Genomic DNA, 23,212 nt, shown 5'->3' with positions numbered 1-23,212 from the left:
ATCGATGTCCCAGACCTCCGCCACCGAGATCAAATATCCGGTGACGACCCGAGCGTTCGGGATGGCGATCATCGTCCTGAGTGGCCTGCAGCTGATGGTGGTGCTCGACGGCACCGTCGCCAACCTGGCCCTGGCACCCCTGCAGGCCGATCTCGGGCTGTCCGACGCCGGCCGCAACTGGGTGCTGACGTCGTACGCTCTGGCGTTCGGCGGACTGATGCTGCTCGGCGGCAGGCTCGGCGATGCATTCGGTCGCAAGAAGATGTTCCTGGCCGGCGTGGTGCTGTTCACGATCGCGTCGCTGTTGTGCGGTCTCGCGGTCAACGAAGCCACGCTCGTCGCTGCCAGGGCCCTGCAAGGGGTCGGGGCCGCGGTGGCGTCGCCCACGGCGTTTGCGCTGGTGGCTACCACCTTCGCGCCCGGCCCGGTGCGCAATCAAGCCATTGCGATCTACGCGGCCATGACGGGTGTCGGCTCCATTGCCGGGCTCATCATCGGCGGCGCGTTGACCGAGGTGTCCTGGCGCTGGATCTTCCTGATCAACGTGCCGATCGGCGTGGTCATCGTGGTGCTTGCGGTCGTGTCGCTGCAGGAGACGGTGGGCGCAAAATTGCCCCTCGACGTTCCCGGCGCGATTCTGGCCACACTGGGTTGCACCGGCGTGGTCCTGGCCTTGAGCGAGGGCACCGAACTGGGCTGGACCAACCCGATCGTCATCGTCTCGCTGATCGCGGGGTTGCTCTTCCTCGGACTGTTCCTGTTGGTCGAGCGTCGTGCCGACAATCCGCTGCTGCCGTTTTCGCTGTTCCGCAACCGGGATCGGGTCGCGACCTTCGTGGCCATCTTCTTCGCCGGCGGCGTGATGTTCTGCCTCGCCGCGTACGTGGCCCTGTTCGTCCAGGACATCCTGGGATACAGCCCGCTTCATGCCGGTCTGGCGTTCGTGCCGTTCGCCTTCGGACTCGGTGCCGCGGCGTTCCTGGCCTCGCAACTGGTGACCCGAATCGCTCCCCGCTGGTTGATTCTGAGCGGTGCCGTCATCATGGTCGGCTGGCTCATGGTGTCGGTCACGACGATGAACGCGGACTCGTCGTATTTCCCCGGACTGTTCTTTCCCGTCATCGGCATCGGCTTCGGTGTCGGCCTGACGGTGGTGCCGCTACCGCTGTGCGCCATCGCCGGGGTGAGCCCCACCGAGATCGGGCCGTTGACGGCGATTTCCCTGGTTGCCCAAACCCTCGGCGGCCCGTTGGCCCTGGCCGTCATCGGAGCGCTGGTCACCTCGCGCACCATCTCGCTGGGCGGAATCTCCGGGCCCGCGACACTGATGAACGAGAGCCAACTCGATGCACTGAGCTCGGGATACATGTTCGCTTTGTTCTGCTGCGCCGTCTGCGCCGTGATAGCCGGCTTCGCGGCCCTCTTCATCCGATTCACCCCGCAGCAGGTCGCCCAGGCCCAGGCAGCTCAGGAAGACGCCCAGAAAGGCTGACGAGCAGGGCTGATCACACGCCGAGAACAGCCTTGGCGATGAGGAAATACACGATCAGACCCGTTGCGTCGCAGAAGGTCGAGATGAACGGCGTCGAGAACACAGCCGGATCGACGCCGATCTTCTTGGCAACCAACGGCATGGCACCGCCGACGGTGGCCGCAATGGTGCAGATCGACAGCAGAGTGGTTCCGATGACGACCCCGAGGTGCCAGTCGTAGACGAGTCTTGTGATGGCGAAGCCGAGGGTGCCGAGCATCGCACCCATGGTCGCGCCGACCCGAACCTCTCGAAACAGCACTGCGGCAATGTCGCGCGGACGGACGTCGCCCAGTGCCAGGGCTCGGGTGACGGTGGTCGCTGCCTGCGAGCCCGTGTTGCCTCCGGTCCCGGTCAACAGAGGGATGAACAGGGCGAGAGTGACCACGGCGGCAAGAGCATGCTCGAAGATCTCGAGTACCTGCACTGTGAGAATTGCCGACAATGCCAGGACCAGTAGCCACACCACACGGGAGCGAACGATGGCGAGCACCGGCGTGGACAGGTAGGGACGCCGTAGTGGCTCCGAGCCGCCTGCCCGGGCGGCATCCTCGTCCTCTGCCTCCTCGAGGATGCGCGCGGACTGCTCGAGAGTGAGAATGCCGATCAGCCGTTCCTCGGAATCGACGACCACCACCGCGGGACTCCGGTGCTCGAAGCACAGCCGGGACGCGATCTCGGCGGACGAGTCCGCCTTGACCACCGGGTGATCCGAGTACAGATCGCCCACCGGGGTCGTCGGTGCCGCGGTCGCCAGGTCGGCAAGAGTCACCACACCGACCAGCGTGCGGTGCTGGTCGGTGATCGGTAGGAGGTAGACCGATTCGGCATCCGCGCCGGTACGACGAACGGCATCGAGTGCCTCGACCACCGTGGTATCGGAGTGCACGCGTACGTATTCGGGGCTCATCCGCCGACCGACCGATCCACGGTCGTAGCCCAACATGGGTGCCGTCAGCGCTCGCTCCGCGGCGGACAGTCCGCTCATCATCCGGTGCGCGACATTGGACGGAAGTTCGTCGAGCAGTTCGACTCGGTCGTCCGGGTCGAGGTCCTCGAACAGCGCGATGACGTCGTCGCTACGCAGGCTCTCGAACAACTCGCTGCGCACCGTGGCGTCGAACCGCTCGAACACCGACACCGCCTCGTCCTTGGGCAGTAGGCGAAAGAGCACCGCGCGGCGAGCGGAGTCGACTCGCTCGAGTATCCGCACCGCGTCGGTCGTCGACACGCCTGCCATCAACGTCGACAGCGCGGCCATGTTGCGCTCGGAGAGCAATTCCGAGGTTCTTGTCATGATGTCGTCGAGAGTGTCGGGCACAGAATCATTTTGCCTTGCGGACCGGCAGTGACATCACACCTCAGCGCGAGAGGTCGGCCCGATCCGCAGCCGCCTGGCCCGAGTCCCAGCCCTCCGCGTCCAGACGCGGACCGCGCATCGGCTTCGCCGTCGGGAACAATCGATCGAACTCGGCCTCCACTGCGACCGTTTGCGCCGCCAGTATCGGTAGTAGATCACCGGAGTCGTGGCGCGCCTCCTCGAGTGCGTGCGCATCGGCGTCGGTCAAGCGATCTCCGACTCGGATCGCATATGCGTACAGGAAGGCCTTACCGAAGGCAGCCGAGCCGGCTTTCTTGCGCTTCTTCGCTTCCGGCGAATGACCGAGGGCGCGGGTTGCCTGGACCAGCAGGGAGGTGAACAGCAATTCGGTCTGTTCCACGTCCACCGGGGCACCCACCAGGGTTGCGACGGCGAACTCGGAGTCCCAGATCGCCTTGACGCGGTTGGCAGTTCCGACGACATGCAGCAGTTGCGCCTTGGCTGGGGCATGGGGGCCGTCGACATGTACCCGTCGGCCGTGAATGTCGATGTGTCCCTGGGAGAGCAGCATGGTGTCGATCGAGTAGCGCGTCATCAGCTCCTGCGCCTTGGCCGTCAACGTCTCGGCTTCCTCCTCGAAGTCCGTGGCGTCGGCTTTGGCCAACAGGCCACGAATCTTGCTCAGCATCTTGGTGTTCGGTGAGTCGGGGCCGGCGACACCCGACACCGTGGGACGAGTGCGCGGCCACTGGGACGGCTTGGGGCCGAGCTGAGGCCACCGGGGGAGTGTCTGCCATTGACCGAGCAGGGTCAGCACGTCGAGCCACTGATCACTGGCGGCGATGTAGTCGGACTTGCCGGAGGAGGTGAGGTATGCGGTCAGGAAGTCGGGGGTGGACTCGACCCTCGTCGCAACTTTCGGGAACTGCTCGCAGATGGACGACATCTGATCCACCCAGTCCTGCGGGGCCCGTGAATCCGCATCGGTGAGATCGGCTTGATGGAGTAGTGCCGCCGCCGCGAGGGTGGTCACGGCCATCGTGTGCTGACGCCGCACCACGTGCACCAGATCCAACGGCTGCCAACCGTTTTCGTACAGGGTCTCGATCATGTTCGTCAGTGCCAGAGAGCCGAGTGCGGTCGCGTCCATCGACACCAGCCGATCGGCCACGTCGTCGGCGACGCGTTGGCTCTTGGTCTTGCCCACGGACGCGTCGGCTCCCGTGCGGAGCAGACCGGGGACATCGCTCATTCGGTGAGCACGATCAGCTCGGTCGTCGACGCCACTTCGACTCGAAGACCCGCTTTCGATGCGACGCGCGCAACGGCTTTCACGTCTTTCGGTTCGGCGGTGGTCAGGGTCAATGCACGTGCCAGCAGTCCCTTGTGATGCTTGTTGAAGTGGCTCACCACCGATCGGCTGCCGTCGGGCTTCTCGGTGAGCACGGTAGCGGTGATCGCGCCGGGAACGGGACCGAGCTGTTGATAGGTGCCGGAGCGGAGGTCGACGACGATGCCCTCGTCCTCGGCGAGGATCGCGTCGGACAGTTCCGGCTTCCAATGCGATCGCAGTGTGCCGAAGTCGGGAATCGTCGATCCGCCGGAGAGCCGGTACGACGGAATCGGATCGGACGCCCGGACGGCTCCGAACAGCGCCGATCCGATCCACAGTCTCGTGTGTGCTCGGGCGCGACCGGCCCTGGTGAACGACGGCGCATCGAGGGCGTCGTAGAGCACGCCGGTGTACCGCTGCAGGGCGGGCGTGGTGGGGGAGGTCCACAATCGGGCGTTGCGTTCGATCTCGTCGACCTGGGTGGGACCGAGGCCGAGCGCCGTGATGGAGGCGTCGACGTCGCCGGACAACTCGACCAGGGCATCGGCGAGCTTTCGGCGAAGGGGCAACAACGACGGCAACGCCAATCGGTCCAGATCGAGGGGTGCTCCGGAACCGCCGTCGGACTTCGTCTCGGAGGGAGGAAGGAGAATCAGCACGGTAGTCAAGGCTACTCACTGCACGGCCACCTGCTCACAGGTGCTGCGCAACCGACTAGTCTGACAACCCGTGATCACCCGTCTTTCGCAGCTGTTCCTCCGTACCCTTCGCGACGACCCGGCCGACGCCGAGGTCGACAGCCACAAGCTGTTGGTTCGCGCCGGCTACGTTCGTCGTATCGCGCCGGGTGTCTACTCGTGGCTTCCCCTCGGTTTGCGGGTCCTTCGCCAGGTCGAGCGCGTGGTACGCGAGGAGATGAACGCCATCGGTGCGCAGGAGATCTCGCTGCCCGCCCTGCTGCCGCGCGAGCCCTACGAGACCACGAATCGGTGGACCGAGTACGGCGACGCACTGTTCCGGTTGCAGGACCGCAAGGGCAACGACATGCTGCTGGGGCCCACCCACGAAGAGCTGTTCGCGCTGACGGTGAAGGCCGAGTACAACTCCTACAAGGATCTTCCGGTCACGCTGTACCAGATCCAGACCAAGTACCGCGACGAGGAGCGTCCCCGCGCAGGCATTCTGCGCGGACGCGAATTCGTCATGAAGGACTCGTACTCCTTCGATATGGACGAGGACGGACTGAAGAAGTCCTACGCCGCCCACCGTGAGGCCTACCAGCGCATCTTCGCCAGGCTCGGCGTCTCCTACGTCATCGTCGCTGCGACGTCCGGTGCCATGGGCGGCAGTGCATCCGAGGAATTCCTCGCCGAGAGCGACATCGGCGAAGACACGTACGTCCGGTGTATCGAGTCGGGTTACGCGGCCAACGTCGAGGCCGTCACGACACCGGCACCCGAGCCGCTCCCCATCGAGGGGCAGCCGGCTGCAGTCGACTACGAAACGGGCGATACCCCGACCATCGCGACTCTGGTCGAGTGGGCCAACGGTGCCGATCTGGGCCGTACCGTCACCGGGGCCGACACTCTCAAGAACATTCTGCTCAAGGTTCGTAATGCCGAGGGGGAGTGGGAGTTGCTCGCCGTCGGGCTGCCCGGCGACCGCGAGGTGGACGAGAAGCGGCTCGAAGCATCGCTCGAACCCGCCGAGTTCGCCTTGCTGACCGACGCGGACTTCGCGGCCAATCCGTTCCTGATCAAGGGGTACATCGGACCGCGCGCGTTGCAGGCCAACGGTGTTCGCTATCTCGTTGATCCGAGGGTCGTCGACGGGACGTCGTGGATCACCGGCGCGGATGTCAAGGGCAAGCATGTGGTGAACCTCGTGGCCGGTCGTGACTTCGTTCCCGACGGCACCATCGAAGCGGCCGAGGTACGCGACGGTGACATATCTCCCGACGGTCGTGGTCCGCTCGTCAGTGCCCGCGGGATCGAGATCGGACACATCTTCCAGCTCGGCTACAAGTACACCGACGCGTTCTCGGTCGATGTCCTCGGCGAGGCCGGTAAGCCCGTCCGCCTGGTGCAGGGTTCCTACGGCGTCGGTGTCTCGCGTCTGGTCGCTGTGATCGCCGAGCAGATGCACGACGACAAGGGCCTGCGGTGGCCGTCGGAGGTAGCGCCTGCCGATGTTCATCTGGTGATCGCGAACAAGGACGACGCTGCGCGCGCCGGTGCGGAATCCATTGCAACGCAACTGGATACGCAGGGAATAGAGGTACTGTTCGACGATCGCAAGGCGTCGCCGGGAGTGAAGTTCAAGGACTCGGAACTGATCGGCGTTCCGCTCGTGGTCGTTCTCGGCCGCGGCTGGGCCGACGGCAAGGTCGAGATCCGCGACCGCTTCTCCGGTGAGAGTCGCGAACTGGACATCGATTCGGCGGTCGAGGAGATCGTGAAGGCCGTGCGGCACACCCCGTAGGACTTCTCTCGCGATCTTTCTGCGCGGTCGTTTACCCGCTGGTAGCTTCGGGGCAACGACTAGGAGAGGTCACACCGTGGCTCAGTATGCGCTGTTCGATCCGACGACTTTCGACCCGGCCGAGCTCGACGAAGACTCTCGCCGACAGCTGCGCGCACTGATCGAGTGGTTCGAGAGCCGCGGTAAAGGCAGGCTGCTGGCGGACGATCTCGACAGCGTCTGGCCCGCAGACTTTCTGGAATTCGTCGCCGAGCAGAAGTTGTTCGCGACGTTCTCCACACCCGCCGCGTACGCCGACGGATTGCCGAACACACGATGGGACGCCGCGCGCAACGCTGCGCTCAGCGAGATTCTCGGGTTCTACGGTCTTGCGTACTGGTACACCTGGCAGGTCACCGTCCTCGGGCTCGGGCCGATCTGGATGAGTGCGAACGACGACGCCAAGCGCCGTGCCGCAGTCGAGTTGGACCGCGGCGGAGTCATGGCCTTCGGCTTGTCCGAGCGGGCACACGGTGCCGACGTGTATTCCACCGACATGCTGTTGACGCCCTCGGCCGACGACGCCGACCTCGAGTTCACCGCGTCGGGGGAGAAGTACTACATCGGAAACGGCAACGTGGCCGGGATGGTGTCGGTGTTCGGTCGGCGTACCGATATCGAGGGACCGGATTCGTACGTGTTCTTCGTAGCCGACAGCGCGCATCCCGCGTATCAGTTGCGCGAGAGTGTCGTGCACGGCCAGATGTACGTCAGTACGTTCTCGCTGGAGAGCTACCCCGTCCGTGGGCAGGACATTCTGCATACCGGTGCCGATGCCTTCTCGGCTGCACTCAACACGGTGAACGTCGGCAAGTTCAATCTCTGCACCGGTTCGGTCGGTATCTGCGAGCATGCGTTCTACGAGGCGATCACACATGCGAACAACAGAATTCTCTACGGAAATCGCGTCACCGATTTTCCGCACGTGCGCAGCGCATTCGTCGACGGTTACTCGCGTCTGATCGCGATGAAACTCTTCAGCGCCCGCGCGGTGGACTACTTCCGCGCTGCCGGACCCGAGGACCGGCGCTACCTGCTGTTCAATCCGATGACGAAGGCGAAGGTCACCTCGGAGGGCGAAACCGTCGTTCGGCTGTTGCACGACGTCATCGCAGCCAAGGGGTACGAGAAGAACACCTACTTCCGTGAGGCCGCCCAGCTGATCGGAACGCTTCCCAAGCTCGAGGGCACCGTGCACGTCAACGTTGCGCTGATGCTCAAGTTCATGCCGGCGTACATGTTCTCGCCCACCGACTACCCCGACGTCGGCACCCGAACCGAGCCGGTCGACGACAGTTTCTTCTTCGCTCAAGGCCCGGCCAGAGGCGCGAGCTCGGTGCGGTTCCACGACTGGAATCCGGTGTACCAGAAGCACTCCGGTATCCCCAATGTCGGACGGTTCTACGAGCAGGCGCAGGCGTTCAGGTCGTTTCTCGCCGAGTGCGCGCCCGACGAAGCGCAGCAGAAGGACCTCGATTTTCTACTCGTGGTGGGCCACCTGTTCTCGCTCGTCGTCTACGGCCACCTCCTGCTCGAGCAGGCCGACGAGATCTCGAACGAGATGATGGACCAGATCTTCGATTTCCAGATCAGGGACTTCTCCGGCTATGCCGTCGCGCTGTACGGGAAGCCGTCGTCGACCGCTGCGCAACAACAGTGGGCTCTGGATTCGATTCGTAAACCGGTGGTCGACGGCCACCGTTTCGAGACGGTGTGGAACGAGGTCGTCTCGTACGACGGTCGGTACGAGATGCGTCCCTAGCCTTCAGAGCAGTCCGGGATCGGCTGGAACGAGCTTGGTTCCGAACGCGCACATCGTCATCTCGTGCAGTCCAGCGCTGTCCTCCGGATGCTCCGGTGCCTGCATCGATATCAAGACATTGAGCAGCATTCCGTGCGCGATGAATTGCCGAGCCTGATCTTCCGAACACCCGGTCCCGTTGCGGATCTGGCTGTAGATCGCGCCCATTCCTTCTCGTGCCTGACGGCCGATCTCGGGTACCGACCCTGCGCCGAACCCGTGCATCATGACCATCAGCAGGTCGCGATCGGCCACCAGATCGGCGTAGGCACCGCCGAGGTCGGCCCAGGTCTCGTCGTCGGCTGGGTCCAGGGGCCCCGAGGCCAGCACCGCGTCGAATGCCGTCATGATGCCGTCGATGGAGCGTTGGAAGACCAGCCGAAACAATTCGACTTTGGTTCCGAACATCCGGACCACGTACGGCTGCGACACGCCCGCTTCCTTCGCCACTGCATCGGTACTCGTTCCGGCAAAGCCCCCGCGTGCGAACGCACGTGTTGCGGCGTCGAGGACGAGTTCTCGACGGTCGGCCGCGTCCATCCGGGTTGCTCTGGGCTTGGGCGTGGGAGTGTCGGACATGTTGACAGGTTATCAGTCGATAACTTACGGTCGTTCGTAAGTAATCATTCGATGCTTACAAACTCGAGACGGGACGTTCGCCGTGACCGCTACAGCCTCTCCGCCTGCACATCATCCTGTCGCTCGGTCGATTCCGGTGTGGCTCGGAATCCTCGCGGCTTCCCTACCGATGTTCATGGCAACACTCGACAATCTGGTGATGACCAGCGCGCTGCCGGTCATTCAGCAGGATCTGAACGCGTCGGTCGGCCAGCTGCAGTGGTTCCTCAACGCCTACACCCTGAGCTTCGCCACGTTCATGCTCACCGCGGCGACGCTCGGTGACAGGTGGGGCAGACGGGCGGTGTTCCTCGGTGGCATCGCGATCTTCACCGTCGCCTCGGTGGCCAGTGCACTCGCCACGAGCCCGGCCATGCTCATCGCGGCGCGGGCTGTGCAGGGCGTAGGTGCTGCCGCGATCATGCCGTTGTCGTTGACCCTGCTGGCCGCGGTGGTACCGATGGGCAAGCGCGCCATGGCAATCGGGATCTGGGGCGGAGTCTCCGGCCTCGGTGTGGCCCTGGGGCCGGTCGTCGGTGGAGCCGTCGTCGACGGCATCTCCTGGCAGGCGATCTTCTGGATCAACGTTCCAGTGGCACTGGTTGCAGTACCGCTCGCCTACACAGCGCTGAAAGAATCGACGGGACGGACCCAGCCGCTCGATCTGCTCGGTGTGCTGCTTGCCGGCGGTGGCGTCTTCCTGTTGGTGTGGGCGGTGGTTCACGGCAACGACGACGGATGGGCGTCGACCACAGTGCTCAGCAGTGCCATCGGGTCTGCGGTGTTGCTCGTCGCGTTCGTCGCGCGAGCGTCTCGCACCCGGTATTCCGTACTGCCGTTGGCGCTGTTCCGATCACGCAGTTTCACCCTCGCCAACGTCATCGGAATCACGTTCTCGCTCGGCATGTTCGGAGCTGTGTTCCTTCTTGCGCAGTACCTGCAGATAGTCATGCACTACACACCGTTCCAGGCAGGCCTGCGTACGCTGCCCTGGACCGCAGCGCCGATGGTGGTCGCGCCGATTGCGGGCCTGTTGGCGGAGCGCGTCGGGCTCCGTGGATTGCTGGTCAGCGGCTTGGCGCTGCAGTCGGTGTCGCTGGTGTGGATGGCTCTGATCCTCGGGCCCGACACCGAGTACCTGTCCATGGTCCCGGCGCTGCTCATGGCCGGCGTGGGCATGGGCCTGACGTTCGCGCCGTCCGCGACGGCAGTGTTGCGAGACATGAAGGTCGACGATCACGCCACGGCGAGCAGCGCGAACTCCACGATGCGCGAAGTGGGTATCGCGCTGGGGATCGCGGTGCTGACCGCCGTGTTCATCGGTAACGGCGGATCGTTGACGCCCACCGGCTACACCGACGCTCTGGCACCGGCCCTACTCGTCGGCGCAGGAGCAGTCGGGATCGGACTGGTCGCGGCACTGTTCATGCCGGGTCGTTCCGCCGCTGGGGCGGAGGCCGTCACGGTCGACCGGGAAATGCCGTCGACGACGGTGTGACTCCCAGGATCTGTTGCCACGTCGCGAGCCGAACCGCGGCGTCGGTCAACGCCTGGACTCCCATCTCGCGCGTACCGCCGGACTGGCTGCGTTCGATCAGCGAACGCCACGCCACACACGTGTCGATCTCGGCCTGGGCAGCCAACCGAGTGGCCGAGATCGCGTCGGTTACCGGAAACGGTGATGCGTATGCAGGATCGGGGAGGGGGACGGCGACACTGGCTGCCTGGAGCGCGTCGATGGTTGCGTCTCTGCGTGCACGATGGGCAGCAGTGTTCGTTGCGACCAGGTCGGCGCGCGTGGGGTTGGAGAACGCCGCGACGACGCCGTAGGCGAATACCGCCGCGTACTCGGCTTCGAGGGCGTCGACCAGACCTTGCTGTTCCGGACCGAGATCGCTCATGCCAGCACCACCAGAGCCGACACTGTGCACGACGCACTGATCGAACCGAGAAGACCGGCCCGATAACCGCTTTCGTTTCGAGCCGCGTCCGCTGCATTGCGAGCGGACGTGGTCAACATCTCCCGCACCGCCGCGATGTCCGGTGGCGGAGCCGGGGGAGCGACGGTGGTCGTGCTGGCTGACGTGGAGGTGTCGGTCGTTGCACCGGTGGCGCGGGCGATCTCGGTGTCGAGCGCATCGGCGTGCTCTGTCCGCTGAGCCGCAACGACTCCGAGCGCAGCTGCGTAGTCGGGAATCGCGGTCGCTGCCGCTGTGGCATCCGTTGCGTCGCTACGGGCAGCACGCAGCTGTGCGGTCAGAGAATCGAGCGCGGGGCCGGAGATCTCGTCCTGGGCGCAAGCCGCAACGGTGGAGACGGTGGCCGCAGACAGGGCTGCGGCACCGGCGAGTCGGAACAACCCGCGGCGACTGAGCGCAAAGGGGGCGATCGGCGTGGGCACCCCGACATCGTGCCAGACCGCAGCGCCTGCACGTGCCATGCCCGCGTGTCGTGACGGCGTGCGTGGTCACGAGCAGTGTCTGCGGGGCGGTACTCTGTTGGTTCGGCAAACGCAGTCCGGCTGCCGCTCGTCGGACCGCCCACAACTACACACGAGGAGTTCGCGACATGCCTGTTCCGTCCAAGGAGAGGGTTGTCGAACTACTCGCCGACCTCGTTCGAGAACGGGGCTACGACCTCGAAGACGTGAACGTCGTCGCAGCAGGCAAGCACAGCGCGGTGCGCATCATGGTCGATCGAGAAGAGGGCATCGACCTGGACGCGCTCCCTGAGCTGAGCCGAGAGATCTCCGACGCCTTCGATGCGGTGACGGATTTCGGTGAAGCGCCGTACACGCTCGAAGTCACCACTCCCGGAATCGACCGGCCCCTGACCGAGCCGCGGCATTGGCGTCGGGCCCGCGGACGCAAGGTGCGCATCGAGTTGGCCGAGAGCAAGCTGGACGGTCGGGTCGGTCTACTCGACGGAGATTCGGTCACCGTGGTGACCAAGGAGAAGGGCGTGCTGTCCACGCGGTCGATAGTGCTGACAGACGTCGTGAAAGCTGTTGTACAGGTGGAATTTTCAAGGCCCACCGCCGAGGAGATGGACTTGGCGGGTGGCGTGGTCGGCAGCAGGCCCTCGCCTGCGAACACCGACGAAATCGTGGATGTGGAAGCACCGGAAGAAGGGTCGAACAAGTGAATATCGACATTGCCGCACTGCGGGCGATCGAGGCGGACAAGGGAATTCCGATCGAGATGGTGATCTCGACTATCCAGACCGCGTTGTTGACCGCCTACCGGCACACCGAGGGGCACCAGTCCAACGCGTGGATCGATGTCGATCGCAAGACCGGATCCGTTCGCGTGATGGCCAAGGAAATCGACGCCGACGGCAACGTGATCTCCGAGTGGGACGACACCCCGGAGGGCTTCGGGCGTATCGCAGCCACCACCGCGCGCCAGGTCATTCTGCAGCGCCTGCGCGACGCCGAGCACGAGCGGTCGTTCGGTGAGTACTCCACTCACGAGGGTGAGATCGTCAACGGCGTCATCCAGCGCGACACGCGCGCCAACGCCAAGGGCACCGTCATCGTGCGCATCGGCAGCGACGCCAACGGGGCCGACGGACTCCTGCCTCCCGCCGAGCAGGTTCCCGGTGAAACGTACGAACACGGCGAACGCATCAAGTGCTACGTCGTCGGAGTCGCTCGGGGCAACCGGGGTCCGCAGATCACACTCTCACGCACCCATCCGAATCTGGTGCGCAAATTGTTCGCCCTCGAGGTACCCGAGATCGCCGACGGTTCCGTGGACATCGTGGCGGTCGCACGCGAGTCGGGTCATCGGTCGAAGATCGCTGTCGCCTCCACGGTGTCGGGCCTCAATGCCAAAGGTGCCTGTATCGGACCGATGGGGCAGCGGGTGCGGAACGTGATGAGTGAACTGGCGGGCGAGAAGATCGACATCATCGATTTCGACGAGGACCCGGCCACGTTCGTCGGGAATGCGCTCTCACCGTCCAAGGTTGTCTCTGTGACGGTCGTGGATGCTGCTGCTCGCGCGGCTCGTGTGGTGGTTCCGGAGTACCAGCTCTCTCTTGCGATCGGCAAGGAAGGACAGAACGCTCGACTGGCTGCTCGACTGACCGGTTGGCGTATCGATATCCGCAGCGATGCGGCGGCACCCGAGACGACCAGCGCATAGGGCCGGAATGCGGAGTTCGAGGCAATACAGCGGTAGAGTGGTCGATGGTTCGGTAACGAAGTCTCTTCCCAGAAGCATGAACGCGAGTATCCGGTTGTGAAAGCCCGGCCGATTCGTACATGCGTCGGGTGCAGGGAGCGAGTTCCGGCCGCCGATCTGTTGAGGATCGTGGTTCGAGAAGCTGGTTCGCACGAATTCGCTCTCGTCCCCGACATCCGGCATTCGATGTCCGGCCGTGGTGCGTGGTTGCACTACAGCCGAGAATGCCTGCACAATGCGGAGCGACGCCGAGTTTTCGGTCGTGCGTTTCGGATATCGGGAAATGTGGAATCGTCCGCAGTGACAGCCGTGCTCGAAGAGCACGGCCCACTACCGGCCGAGGATACGACAAGAGCAACACCCGTCGACAAGAACAGGCAACAGCACTGATGAGCACACCGTGAAGCACCAACGATGAACGTCCATCGGAGATAACCCGAGGTCGTGCGGGCACCAAGCCTCGCTCGGCCTCTCAGTGAGGAGAGCAGTGGCAGGCAAGGCCCGCGTGCACGAGTTGGCAAAAGAACTCGGTGTCACCAGTAAGGAACTACTCGCACGGCTCAAAGAGCAGGGCGAGTTCGTCAAGTCCGCATCATCCACAGTCGAGGCCCCGGTGGCCCGTCGACTTCGTGAGTCCTTCCCGTCCGAGAACGCGGACGCGTCGGCACCCGCCGCAGCAGCACCCAACGGTCGCGCAGCGGCCGATCGCGCCGCCAGCAGCACCGCGAAGCCGGGCGCAGCGAAGCCTGGTGGACCCCGTCCGGGCCCCAAGCCTGCACCCCGCCAGGCAGAGCCGGAAGCACCCGCAGCTCCGGTAGCACAGGCACCCGTCGAAGCAGCTCCGGCTGCACCCGCTGCTCCGGCACCGGCCGCGCCCGCCGCGCAGCCCGCTGCTCCGGTCGAGCAGGCTCCGGCCGCGTCGGCCGACACCGCCGACGCAACCCAGGCCCCGGCAGCACCCAAGCCCGCAGGTCCCGGCCCCAAGCCAGGCCCCAAGGCTCCGCGTGTCGGCAACAACCCCTACTCCTCGGCCCCCGTGGAACGACCGGCTCCTCGGCCGGCTCCCGGAGCCCCGCGTCCCGGCGGCGGACGTCCCGCTCCCGGACAGGGTGGGCCTCGTCCCGCCACACCGTCGGCCGGCAGCCGTCCGGCTCCCGGTCAGGGTGGGCCTCGTCCCGCTCCGGGCCATGCCGGACCTCGTCCGAGCCCGGGCTCGATGCCCCCTCGCCCCAATCCGGGTGCGATGCCGACCCGTTCGGCTCGTCCGGGACCCGCAGCAGGACGCCCCGGTCGCCCCGGTGGCGCACCGGGCGGACGTCCGGGTGGTGGCGGCGGCGGTGGCTACCGCGGCGGTGGCGCTCCGGGCGCTCCCGGTGGTGCCCCCGCAGGCGGCGCTCCCGCAGGCGGCTTCCGTGGCCGTCCCGGCGGCGGTGGCCGTCCCGGTCAGCGTGGCGCAGCAGCAGGTGCCTTCGGTCGTCCCGGCGGAGCGGTCCGTCGTGGCCGCAAGTCGAAGCGGGCGAAACGCGCCGAGTACGAGAGCATGCAGGCTCCCGCAGTCGGCGGCGTCAGGCTGCCCCGCGGCAACGGCGAGACCATTCGTCTCGCCCGCGGCGCTTCGCTGTCGGACTTCGCGGACAAGATCGACGCGAACCCGGCCGCACTGGTGCAGGCCCTGTTCAACCTCGGCGAGATGGTCACTGCGACGCAGTCGGTCAACGACGAGACGCTGGAGCTGCTCGGCGGCGAGATGAACTACGTCGTTCAGGTCGTCAGCCCCGAGGACGAAGATCGTGAACTGCTCGACTCGTTCGACCTCACCTACGGCGAGGACGCCGGCGGCGAGGACGATCTCGAACAGCGTCCCCCGGTGGTCACCGTCATGGGCCACGTCGACCACGGCAAGACTCGACTGCTGGACTCGATTCGTAACACCACGGTGCGCGAAGGCGAAGCAGGCGGCATCACGCAGCACATCGGTGCCTACCAGGTGTTGACCGAGCTCGAGGGCAACGAACGTCTCGTGACGTTCATCGACACCCCCGGTCACGAGGCCTTCACGGCCATGCGTGCCCGTGGTGCCAAGGCCACCGACCTCGCGATCCTGGTGGTTGCAGCCGACGACGGCGTCATGCCGCAGACGGTGGAAGCCATCAACCACGCCCAGGCGGCCGATGTGCCGATCGTGGTTGCGGTCAACAAGATCGACAAGGAAGGCGCGAACCCGGACAAGATCCGGCAGCAGCTGACCGAATACGGTCTGGTCGCCGAGGAATACGGCGGCGAGACCATGTTCGTCGACATCTCCGCCAAGCAGGGCACCAACATCGATGCCCTTCTCGAAGCGGTGCTGCTGACGGCCGACGCGTCGCTCGATCTACGCGCCAACCCGGACATGGACGCTCAGGGTGTTGCCATCGAGGCCCACCTCGACCGTGGTCGTGGGCCGGTCGCGACCGTGCTCATCGCCCGCGGAACGCTCCGTGTCGGTGACTCGATCGTTGCCGGTGACGCGTACGGACGCGTCCGCCGAATGGTCGACGAGCACGGCGAGGACGTCACCGAGGCGTTGCCGTCCCGGCCCGTTCAGGTCATCGGCTTCACGTCGGTGCCCGGTGCAGGTGACAACCTTCTGGTCGTCGACGAGGACCGGATCGCCCGTCAGATCGCCGATCGTCGGAATGCACGCAAGCGGAACGCGCTCGCAGCCAAGAGCCGTAAGCGCATCAGCCTCGACGATCTCGATGCAGCTCTGAAGGAGACTTCGCAGCTCAACTTGATCCTCAAGGGTGACAACTCGGGAACCGTCGAGGCTCTCGAAGAGGCGCTGCTCGGGATCCAGATCGACGACGAGGTCGAACTTCGGGTCATCGACCGCGGTGTAGGTGGCGTCACGGAGACCAACGTCAACCTGGCGTCGGCATCCAACGCGATCATCATCGGCTTCAACGTTCGAGCGGAGGGCAAAGCCACCGAGCTGGCCAACCGCGAAGGCGTCGACATCCGGTACTACTCGGTGATCTACCAGGCGATCGACGAGATCGAGAAGGCCCTCAAGGGCATGCTCAAGCCGGTGTACGAGGAGGTTGCCCTCGGGCAGGCCGAGATCCGCGCGCTGTTCCGTTCCTCCAAGGTCGGAAACATCGCCGGTTGCCTCGTCACCTCCGGTACGATCCGTCGCAACGCGAAGGCACGACTCATCCGAGACAGTGCCGTTGTTGCGGAAACCGTCACGATCTCCTCGCTCCGCCGCGAGAAGGACGACGCGACGGAGGTCCGTGAGGGATACGAGTGTGGTTTGACGGTGACGTACTCCGACATCAAGGTGGGCGATGTCATCGAGGCGTACGAACTCCGTGAAAAGCCGCGCGACTAGAACGGATGCGGAGCCGTTCGGCTCCGCATCCGGTCGCGTCGGCTCGGTGGTGAAGCCAGGGGAGTGACACTGCGCTCCGACTTTCGAGCCGGTGGTGGTACGACAGTTGTACCGCCACCGGCTTTGTCGTCGGAGCCGATCGAAGGACGTCAGCGTGTATCTGGGTGCTCTGGAGTTGGACGTGTTGTTGGGGGACGTACGTTCGCTGGCCGAGAAGCGGTCGATGATGGAACCGGTACTGGGTGATCTGCAAAGGCTGGGAGTGTCGGCTGCGGAAACCGGTGAACGAGAACGTATTCGACGGTCGTTGCTGGGAGTCGCGGCCGCTGGTACCGATGTGGACCTGCTGCACGACAAGCTGGACGAATGCGAACGGCACGTCGCCGAACGCCACGATCTGGAATTGTTGGCAGTACGTCGGAGAATATTCGGACCCGAGGATTGATTCGGGAAGTCCTGTCGAGCACTGTTCGGCAGGCGTGTACAACGCAGCCGCCGGGACGTCGCACTTCGGTCGACGTCCGGCCATGAAAGAGGAGTGTGATTGTCGTGGTGGATCAGGCCAGGGCTCGTAAGTTGTCCAAGCGAATCGCTGCCATCGTTGCGACGGCGATCGATCACGAGATCAAAGATCCGCGGCTCGCGTTCGTGACCATCACCGACACCAAAGTCACCGCTGACCTGCACGACGCCACGGTGTACTACACCGTGATGGGTGAAGACCTCGATACTCCGCCCGACCTGCAGGCTGCCGCGGCAGGACTGGAGAAGGCCAAGGGTGTGCTGCGCTCGAAGGTCGGAGCCGGAACGGGTGTGCGGTACACACCGACCTTGACGTTCGTGACCGACACGGTGCCCGACACCGCGCGCCACATGGAAGACCTTCTCGAACGCGCCCGCGTGGCCGACGAGGAACTGGCCCGTGCGCGTGCGAACGCCAAACCTGCCGGAGACCCGGACCCGTACAAAGCTCCGCGCGAAGTCGCAGACTTGGATGGTCATTCCGCAGGCTCCACTCCTGCAGACGTCGAGCCAGCCGAAGCCGACTGACATGTCCGATGGTTCGGGGGCAGAGTCGCAGCAGGACGAGGATCTGGCGCGGGCGATCGAGATGCTCGAACGTGCATCCTCGGTGACCGTTCTGTGCCATGTGCAGCCCGACGCAGACACGATCGGTAGCGGGCTGGCGCTCGGCTCGGTACTCGAACGTCGTGGCACCGATGTGCAAGTGGCCTTCGCAGCGCCGGCTTTTCTGCCCGAGTCGATGAACGAGCTGCCCGGCCGGCACCTGCTGGTCGACGCCGACAAGGTGGCCGACACGGTGGATCTGGTCGTCACGGTCGACGCCGGAAGTCGGGGCCGGCTGGGGTCGTTGGGTGACCGGCTCGATTCTGCGTCGACCAGCCTCGTCATCGATCATCACCGCAGCAACACCCGATTCGGAACGGTCAACGTGGTGCATGCGTCAGCGGAGTCGACGACTGCTGTGATCGCGCGGCTGTTCGACCAGTGGGGTGTCGAGATCGACGCCGATCTGGCGCACCTGCTGTTCGCCGGCCTGGTCACCGACACCGGTTCGTTCCGATGGGTTCGCCCGGGTTCGCATCTGCTGGCCGAGCGACTGCTGGCGACGGGGATCGACGGCGCACACATCGCGCGCAAGCTGCTCGATACTCACCCGTTCGAGTGGCTGCCGATGCTCGGGTCGGTGCTCGGTTCGGCATCGTTGATTCCCGAGGCGGCCGACGGGCGCGGGTTGGTGTACGCGGTCATCCGCAGTGAAGACGCGGCCGGATTGCGGTCGGAAGAGATCGAGAGTGTCATCGACATCGTCCGCACCACGTCCGAAGCCGAAGTGGCTGCCGTGCTCAAGCAGCAGGACTTCGGCACGGTCTGGGTGGTGTCGTTGCGGTCCAAGACCGAGGTGGATGTGTCGGCGGTGGCGTGTGCCCTCGGAGGTGGCGGACACCGCAACGCGGCCGGCTACACCGCGACCGGTGAACTCGGCGATGTGATCGACGCTCTGCGCGGAGCCTTGTCCACGTCGTGAGTTCCTCGCCGGTCACTGCTCGTCGAATACTCGGCTTGTCCCTTCCCTCTCTCGGCGTCCTCGCCGCAGAGCCTCTCTACCTGTTGTTCGATGCCGCGGTGGTCGGCCGACTCGGCGCCCTGGCGCTCGCCGGCTTGGCAATCGGTGGTTTGGTACTCGCACAGGTCAGCACCCAGTTGACCTTCCTGTCCTATGGCACGACTGCCCGAGCCGCTCGTATGCACGGTGCCGGGCGCGAACACGACGCCGTAGGCGAGGGGGTTCAAGCAACCTGGTTGGCATTCGGGCTCGGGGTCGTCATCGTGGCGGTCGTGCAACTCGCGGCCGAGCCTGTGGTGTCGGTCTTGACCGGAGGTGGCGACATCGCCGCCGAGGCGATCGCGTGGCTGCGCATCGCGCTGTTGGGTGTGCCGTTCATCCTGATCTCGTTGGCCGGAAACGGGTGGATGCGCGGTGTTCAGAACACCGTGACACCGCTACGTTTCGTTGTGCTCGGCTTCGGTGTGTCGGCGGTACTGTGCCCGCTTCTGGTTCACGGGTTGTTCGGATTCCCACGATTGGAGCTGGTCGGATCGGCTGTGGCCAACGTGATCGGTCAGGGCGTCGCCGGTGCATTGTTCGTCGTCGCAGTGGTTCGAGAAAGCACCGAACTGCGTCCGCGATGGTCGGTGATGCGTGCGCAGTTGGTACTCGGTCGCGATCTCATCGTGCGCAGCCTCGCGTTTCAGGCCTGCTTCCTCTCTGCAGCCGCGGTCGCGTCGAGATTCGGGGCCGCCTCGGTCGCCGCGAACCAGGTGGTGCTGCACATGTGGAACCTGGTGTCACTCATGCTCGATTCGTTGGCAATTGCCGCGCAGACCCTCGTCGGGGCTGCGTTGGGTGCCGGCCGAACCGAGGATGCGCGCGCACTGGCATGGCGCTTGACGGCATGGTCGACCGTATTCGCCGTGGTCCTGGCCGGTGTGTTCGCCGTCGGGCGTTCGTTCGTCCCAGGCCTGTTCACCACCGATGCGTCGGTCGTCGATCAGATGCATGCGATCTGGTGGATCTTCGTGGCGATCATTCCCATTGCCGGCGTGGTGTTCGCGTTGGACGGAGTGCTGCTCGGCAGTGGCGATGCAGCGTTCCTGCGGAACGCCACCATGGCATGTGCCGTCGTGGGGTTCCTGCCGTTCATCTGGTCCGCTCTGGTCTTCGACTGGGGCTTGGTGGGGATCTGGATCGGACTCGGTGTTTTCGTCGCCTTGCGCATGCTCGCGGTGGCCGGACGAGTGCTGTCCGGTAAGTGGCTGGTGATCGGCAGCGATCGTCAATTACGACGGTGACGGCAACGCGGGATGCAGAGCAACTTCGAGGCTCTTCACCACGAAATACACGCTGCGCCCCGGCTCGAGCCCCAGATCGGAGACCGCTGCGGGGGTGATGTCGGCGGCCATTCCGGGCGAGCCGTCGGGATGCGGACGAGATCGGACGCGAATGCCGGAGCCCTGCACCTCCATCTCGTCGATCACGACCTCGAAAACGTTCCGTGGGCTGGCATGGGGGGCTGTCGGGTGCACCGAGACAGCGGCGGGGGAGAAGACCGCGACCAGCGACGTCCCGGTGACGTGTTGCCCTGATCCGTGGACCGTCAAGCCCCAGCTCGTGGTCAGTGCGGTCGTGCCGTCGGCGTCGGCCGCACGGCCGGAGAGCAGGTTGACTCCGGCGATTCGGGCACCGAATTCGCTTCGGGGAGCCGCGAGTACCTCGGCAACCGAGCCCCGCTCCACCACGCGCCCGCCGTCGACGATCGCGACGGAATCGGCCAACGCGACGACGTCGAGCAGATCGTGGGTGACGATCAGCGCCGTGCGGGACCTGTCGCGCACTACCGATCGCAGCACTCTGCGGAGCGCCGGTGCTGTCTCGACGTCCAACGCCGCAAGGGGTTCGTCGAGCAGCAGTAGTCGAGGATCGGCGGCAAGAGCGCGTGCGATCGCTATGCGTTGGGCTTGGCCACCGGACAATTGGTCCGGGCGACGGTCGGCCAGATGAGAGGCTCCTACCGCGGCCAGCCACGTATCGGCCACAGTCTTCGAGGACGCTCGGCTCTCACCCGCGCTCCGCGGCGCGAAGGCGACGTTCGTTCGAGCGTCCATGTGGGGAAACAGGAGTGCGTCCTGCGCGAGAGTGGCAACACCTCGCGCGTGGATCGGAACGAAGGTCTTCGACGAGGTGTCGGTCAACGTGTCCTCGCCGAGTCGGACGATGCCGTCGTCGGGCACCACCGACCCCGACACCAGCTCCAGCAGTGTCGATTTGCCGGCCCCGTTGGGGCCGAGGACGGCGACCGTCTCACCCTCTTCGACGTCGAGTTCGATGTCGACGCCGCGGACATCGACAGTGGCGCGAACGTGCAGCGAGCTCACAGCGAACCCGACGATCGAGTACCGCGCGCGGTGACGACGACGACGGCAGCAACCAGGATCAGCACCAGCGACAGCGCCACCGCGGCATCGGGATCGGCCTCGCGCTGTAGATAGATCTCCAGCGGCAGGGTTCGGGTGACTCCTTCGAGCGAGCCCGCGAAGGTCAAGGTCGCTCCGAATTCGCCGAGTGCGCGTGCGAACGCGAGAACGGTACCGGATATCAATCCAGGCAAGATCAAGGGAACGGTGACGCGGCGTAGAACAGTGGTCGGCGTTGCCCCCAGAGTCGCCGCAACCACGTCGTAGCGACTTCCGGCCGTACGCAGTGCGCCTTCGACGCTCACGACGAGAAACGGCAGCGACACGAACACCTGCGCCAACACGACGGCGGAGGTGGTGAACGCGATTCGGATTCCGAACGCTTCGAGATGTTCGCCGAGCAGGCCTTGACGGCCGAATGTGTAGAGCAACGCGATACCGCCGACCACCGGAGGCAGGACCAGAGGGAGTACGACCAGGGAGCGGAGTACCGACAGGCCACGAACAGTGCTGCGGGAGAGCACGATTGCCATCGGTACACCCAGCAGCACGCACATCACCGTACTGGCTGTGGCCGTCTTCAGGCTCAGGACCAGCGCTGCGACCGCAGACTCCGAGGTGACGAGACCGACGAAGTTCGACCAGTCGATGCGGGTGAACATCGCGGCAAGGGGTGCCACGACGACCAGCGCGCCGACGGTCGCCGGAACGAAGATCCACAGCGGTACCCCTACCGCCGATCGCCCGCCATCGGCGACGCGTACGGTCACGGAGCGGCGAAGCCGGCTCGGGCGAGGACGTCTCGGCCGACCGGTCCGGTGACGAACTCGGCGAACGCGCGAGCGGTGGCGTCGTTCTCGGACCCATTCAGTGTCGCAACCGGATAGGTGTTGACGGCTTCGCTCGATTCCGCGAACGGCACTGCTGTCACGGAGTCACCCGACCCTGCTGCGTCTGTGACGTACACCAGCCCGGCATCGGCTTGACCCGACGTGACTTTGCCCAGTACATCGGTGACCGACGATTCCTCGCTCACCGCCGGGATGTCCGTGCCGGTCGCGGCTTCCACGGCTGCCGTCGCCGCACCGCACGGCACCTGAGGTGCACAGATCACCGTCAGAATGTCGGGGTTCGCCAGATCGGCGAACGACGTGATGCGATCCGGGTTGCCCGGCGCGGTGACGATGGTCAGGGTGTTCGAGGCGAAGTCGACGGGATCACCTGCCACCACGCCGGCGTCGACCGCCTTCGTCATGTTCTTCGTATCCGCGGAGGCGAAGACATCGGCGGGTGCGCCGGAGATCAGCTGCGTGGCCAGATCGGAGGATCCGGCAAAGCTGAACTCGACCGAGGTGCCGGGGTGCTCGGCCTCGAAGCGCGTACCCAGTTCGGTGAACGTCGCTCGCAGGGATGCTGCGGCGAAGACGGTGATGTCACCCCCGACGGTATTGCCGGTCGCGGCCGGATCGGAGGCACCGGATTCGGATGCCCTGTCGCATCCGGTGAGGACAAGAGTGACGGCAACGAGAGCCACGAATGCCGGTCTGAGTGTCTGCACTGAAATCTCCTGCGATCTAGGGTGTCTCGACGATGACCGTGGTGGCTTTGACGACCGCGACGGTCACCTTGCCCGGCTCCAGTCCGAGTTCACGAACGGACTCGGTACTCATCAGGGACACGATGGAAAAGGGCCCACACTGCATGGTGACCTCGCTCATCACCGTGTCCGAGACGAACCCGGTGACGAGCCCGACCAGTCGGTTGCGGGCAGAACTGCCGCCGGAGGCCACTTCGGGTGGGGGCGCGGCATGCTGGCGGGCATAAGCGGCGAGGTCACTGCCGGCGATCACCTTGCGCCCTGTCTCGTCCTCGAACGAGGCGAGTGTGCCGCCGTCGATCCACCTCCGCACGGTGTCGTCACTGACGCCGAGCAGTGCGGCAGCGTCTCGAATGCGGACCGGAGGCACCGTCATCGCGACACCCGCGCTGTCTTGGTCGTCCGCAAAAAAGTCATGAAAGGCACCATATACC

General features: G+C 65.2%; 22 protein-coding genes. 12 read left to right on the top strand and 10 right to left on the bottom strand.

Going from position 1 to position 23,212, the window contains the following annotated elements:
- The first annotated feature begins 4 nt into the window (after positions 1-4).
- Positions 5-1,492, top strand: coding sequence for an MFS transporter (locus CH294_RS23915; protein ID WP_032403211.1), 1,488 nt, complete (start codon positions 5-7; stop codon positions 1,490-1,492).
- 13 nt (positions 1,493-1,505) lie between these two features.
- On the opposite strand, the gene mgtE is transcribed toward CH294_RS23915, so the two are convergent.
- The 3 genes from mgtE to yaaA are packed head-to-tail and all read right to left on the bottom strand — an operon-like array spanning position 1,506 to position 4,844.
- Positions 1,506-2,852 (bottom strand): magnesium transporter, encoded by a 1,347-nt coding sequence (gene mgtE / locus CH294_RS23910; RefSeq protein WP_094739231.1) that lies wholly within the window; start codon positions 2,850-2,852, stop codon positions 1,506-1,508.
- Between the two features lie 40 nt (positions 2,853-2,892).
- Complete coding sequence (locus tag CH294_RS23905; protein ID WP_032403212.1) at positions 2,893-4,104, bottom strand: DUF2786 domain-containing protein; 1,212 nt, start codon at positions 4,102-4,104, stop codon at positions 2,893-2,895.
- Positions 4,101-4,844 (bottom strand): peroxide stress protein YaaA, encoded by a 744-nt coding sequence (gene yaaA / locus CH294_RS23900; RefSeq protein ID WP_094739230.1) that lies wholly within the window; start codon positions 4,842-4,844, stop codon positions 4,101-4,103. The genes CH294_RS23905 and yaaA overlap by 4 nt, the downstream gene beginning before the upstream one ends.
- 70 nt (positions 4,845-4,914) lie before the next feature.
- On the opposite strand from yaaA, the gene CH294_RS23895 reads away from it, so the two are divergent.
- Positions 4,915-6,666: a proline--tRNA ligase gene (locus CH294_RS23895; protein WP_094705017.1), complete on the top strand. Its 1,752-nt coding sequence runs from the start codon at positions 4,915-4,917 to the stop codon at positions 6,664-6,666.
- 76 nt (positions 6,667-6,742) lie between these two features.
- Positions 6,743-8,467, top strand: a complete 1,725-nt coding sequence (locus tag CH294_RS23890) for an acyl-CoA dehydrogenase family protein (protein ID WP_094739229.1) — start codon at positions 6,743-6,745, stop codon at positions 8,465-8,467.
- Positions 8,468-8,470: 3 nt separating this feature from the next.
- On the opposite strand, the gene CH294_RS23885 is transcribed toward CH294_RS23890, so the two are convergent.
- Positions 8,471-9,085: a TetR/AcrR family transcriptional regulator gene (locus CH294_RS23885; protein WP_032403216.1), complete on the bottom strand. Its 615-nt coding sequence runs from the start codon at positions 9,083-9,085 to the stop codon at positions 8,471-8,473.
- Between the two features lie 82 nt (positions 9,086-9,167).
- On the opposite strand from CH294_RS23885, the gene CH294_RS23880 reads away from it, so the two are divergent.
- The gene (locus CH294_RS23880; RefSeq protein WP_249305471.1) at positions 9,168-10,622 is read left to right on the top strand and encodes an MFS transporter; all 1,455 of its coding nucleotides are present in this window, start codon (positions 9,168-9,170) and stop codon (positions 10,620-10,622) included.
- On the opposite strand, the gene CH294_RS23875 is transcribed toward CH294_RS23880, so the two are convergent.
- The gene (locus CH294_RS23875; protein WP_032403217.1) at positions 10,585-11,025 is read right to left on the bottom strand and encodes a ferritin-like domain-containing protein; all 441 of its coding nucleotides are present in this window, start codon (positions 11,023-11,025) and stop codon (positions 10,585-10,587) included. The two genes, CH294_RS23880 and CH294_RS23875, sit on opposite strands and share 38 nt — an antisense overlap.
- Positions 11,022-11,564 carry a hypothetical protein gene (locus tag CH294_RS23870; protein WP_249305469.1) on the bottom strand — a complete coding sequence of 181 codons (543 nt, stop codon included), beginning with the start codon at positions 11,562-11,564 and terminating at the stop codon, positions 11,022-11,024. The genes CH294_RS23875 and CH294_RS23870 overlap by 4 nt, the downstream gene beginning before the upstream one ends.
- Positions 11,565-11,692: 128 nt before the next feature.
- Here CH294_RS23870 and rimP point away from each other — a divergent pair, with 128 nt between their 5' ends.
- The 8 genes from rimP to CH294_RS23830 all read left to right on the top strand — a co-directional run bounded on the left by rimP (position 11,693) and on the right by CH294_RS23830 (position 20,059).
- Positions 11,693-12,268 carry a ribosome maturation factor RimP gene (gene rimP, locus CH294_RS23865; RefSeq protein WP_032378206.1) on the top strand — a complete coding sequence of 192 codons (576 nt, stop codon included), beginning with the start codon at positions 11,693-11,695 and terminating at the stop codon, positions 12,266-12,268.
- Positions 12,265-13,272: a transcription termination factor NusA gene (gene nusA, locus CH294_RS23860; RefSeq protein WP_032377079.1), complete on the top strand. Its 1,008-nt coding sequence runs from the start codon at positions 12,265-12,267 to the stop codon at positions 13,270-13,272. The genes rimP and nusA overlap by 4 nt, the downstream gene beginning before the upstream one ends.
- A 96-nt stretch (positions 13,273-13,368) precedes the next feature.
- Complete coding sequence (locus CH294_RS23855) at positions 13,369-13,701, top strand: YlxR family protein (RefSeq protein WP_170944833.1); 333 nt, start codon at positions 13,369-13,371, stop codon at positions 13,699-13,701.
- A 97-nt stretch (positions 13,702-13,798) separates the two neighbouring features.
- Positions 13,799-16,684, top strand: coding sequence for a translation initiation factor IF-2 (infB, locus tag CH294_RS23850; protein ID WP_094739228.1), 2,886 nt, complete (start codon positions 13,799-13,801; stop codon positions 16,682-16,684).
- 154 nt (positions 16,685-16,838) lie between these two features.
- Positions 16,839-17,129: a DUF503 domain-containing protein gene (locus CH294_RS23845; RefSeq protein WP_032377081.1), complete on the top strand. Its 291-nt coding sequence runs from the start codon at positions 16,839-16,841 to the stop codon at positions 17,127-17,129.
- Positions 17,130-17,233: 104 nt separating this feature from the next.
- Positions 17,234-17,734: a 30S ribosome-binding factor RbfA gene (rbfA, locus tag CH294_RS23840; RefSeq protein ID WP_052058494.1), complete on the top strand. Its 501-nt coding sequence runs from the start codon at positions 17,234-17,236 to the stop codon at positions 17,732-17,734.
- A gap of 1 nt (position 17,735) precedes the next feature.
- Complete coding sequence (locus tag CH294_RS23835) at positions 17,736-18,734, top strand: bifunctional oligoribonuclease/PAP phosphatase NrnA (RefSeq protein ID WP_094610533.1); 999 nt, start codon at positions 17,736-17,738, stop codon at positions 18,732-18,734.
- Entirely contained in the window at positions 18,731-20,059 is a 1,329-nt protein-coding gene (locus CH294_RS23830; RefSeq protein WP_032403221.1) for an MATE family efflux transporter, read from the top strand. The genes CH294_RS23835 and CH294_RS23830 overlap by 4 nt, the downstream gene beginning before the upstream one ends.
- On the opposite strand, the gene CH294_RS23825 is transcribed toward CH294_RS23830, so the two are convergent.
- Genes CH294_RS23825 through CH294_RS23810 form a run of 4 tightly spaced genes read right to left on the bottom strand, consistent with a single transcriptional unit; the run spans position 20,048 to position 23,148 of the window.
- Complete coding sequence (locus CH294_RS23825; RefSeq protein ID WP_094610531.1) at positions 20,048-21,142, bottom strand: ATP-binding cassette domain-containing protein; 1,095 nt, start codon at positions 21,140-21,142, stop codon at positions 20,048-20,050. The two genes, CH294_RS23830 and CH294_RS23825, sit on opposite strands and share 12 nt — an antisense overlap.
- The gene (locus CH294_RS23820; RefSeq protein ID WP_094610530.1) at positions 21,139-21,951 is read right to left on the bottom strand and encodes an ABC transporter permease; all 813 of its coding nucleotides are present in this window, start codon (positions 21,949-21,951) and stop codon (positions 21,139-21,141) included. Before CH294_RS23820 ends, CH294_RS23825 begins: the two co-directional genes overlap by 4 nt.
- Positions 21,948-22,739 carry a molybdate ABC transporter substrate-binding protein gene (gene modA / locus CH294_RS23815; RefSeq protein ID WP_170944832.1) on the bottom strand — a complete coding sequence of 264 codons (792 nt, stop codon included), beginning with the start codon at positions 22,737-22,739 and terminating at the stop codon, positions 21,948-21,950. The genes CH294_RS23820 and modA overlap by 4 nt, the downstream gene beginning before the upstream one ends.
- Positions 22,740-22,755: 16 nt before the next feature.
- Positions 22,756-23,148 carry a TOBE domain-containing protein gene (locus CH294_RS23810; protein ID WP_170944855.1) on the bottom strand — a complete coding sequence of 131 codons (393 nt, stop codon included), beginning with the start codon at positions 23,146-23,148 and terminating at the stop codon, positions 22,756-22,758.
- Positions 23,149-23,212: the final 64 nt, after the last annotated feature.

The sequence above is a fragment of the Rhodococcus sp. 14-2483-1-1 genome (assembly GCF_002259335.1).
Lineage (GTDB): Bacteria > Actinomycetota > Actinomycetes > Mycobacteriales > Mycobacteriaceae > Rhodococcoides.
This window is presented reverse-complemented; position numbering and strand designations above follow the sequence as displayed.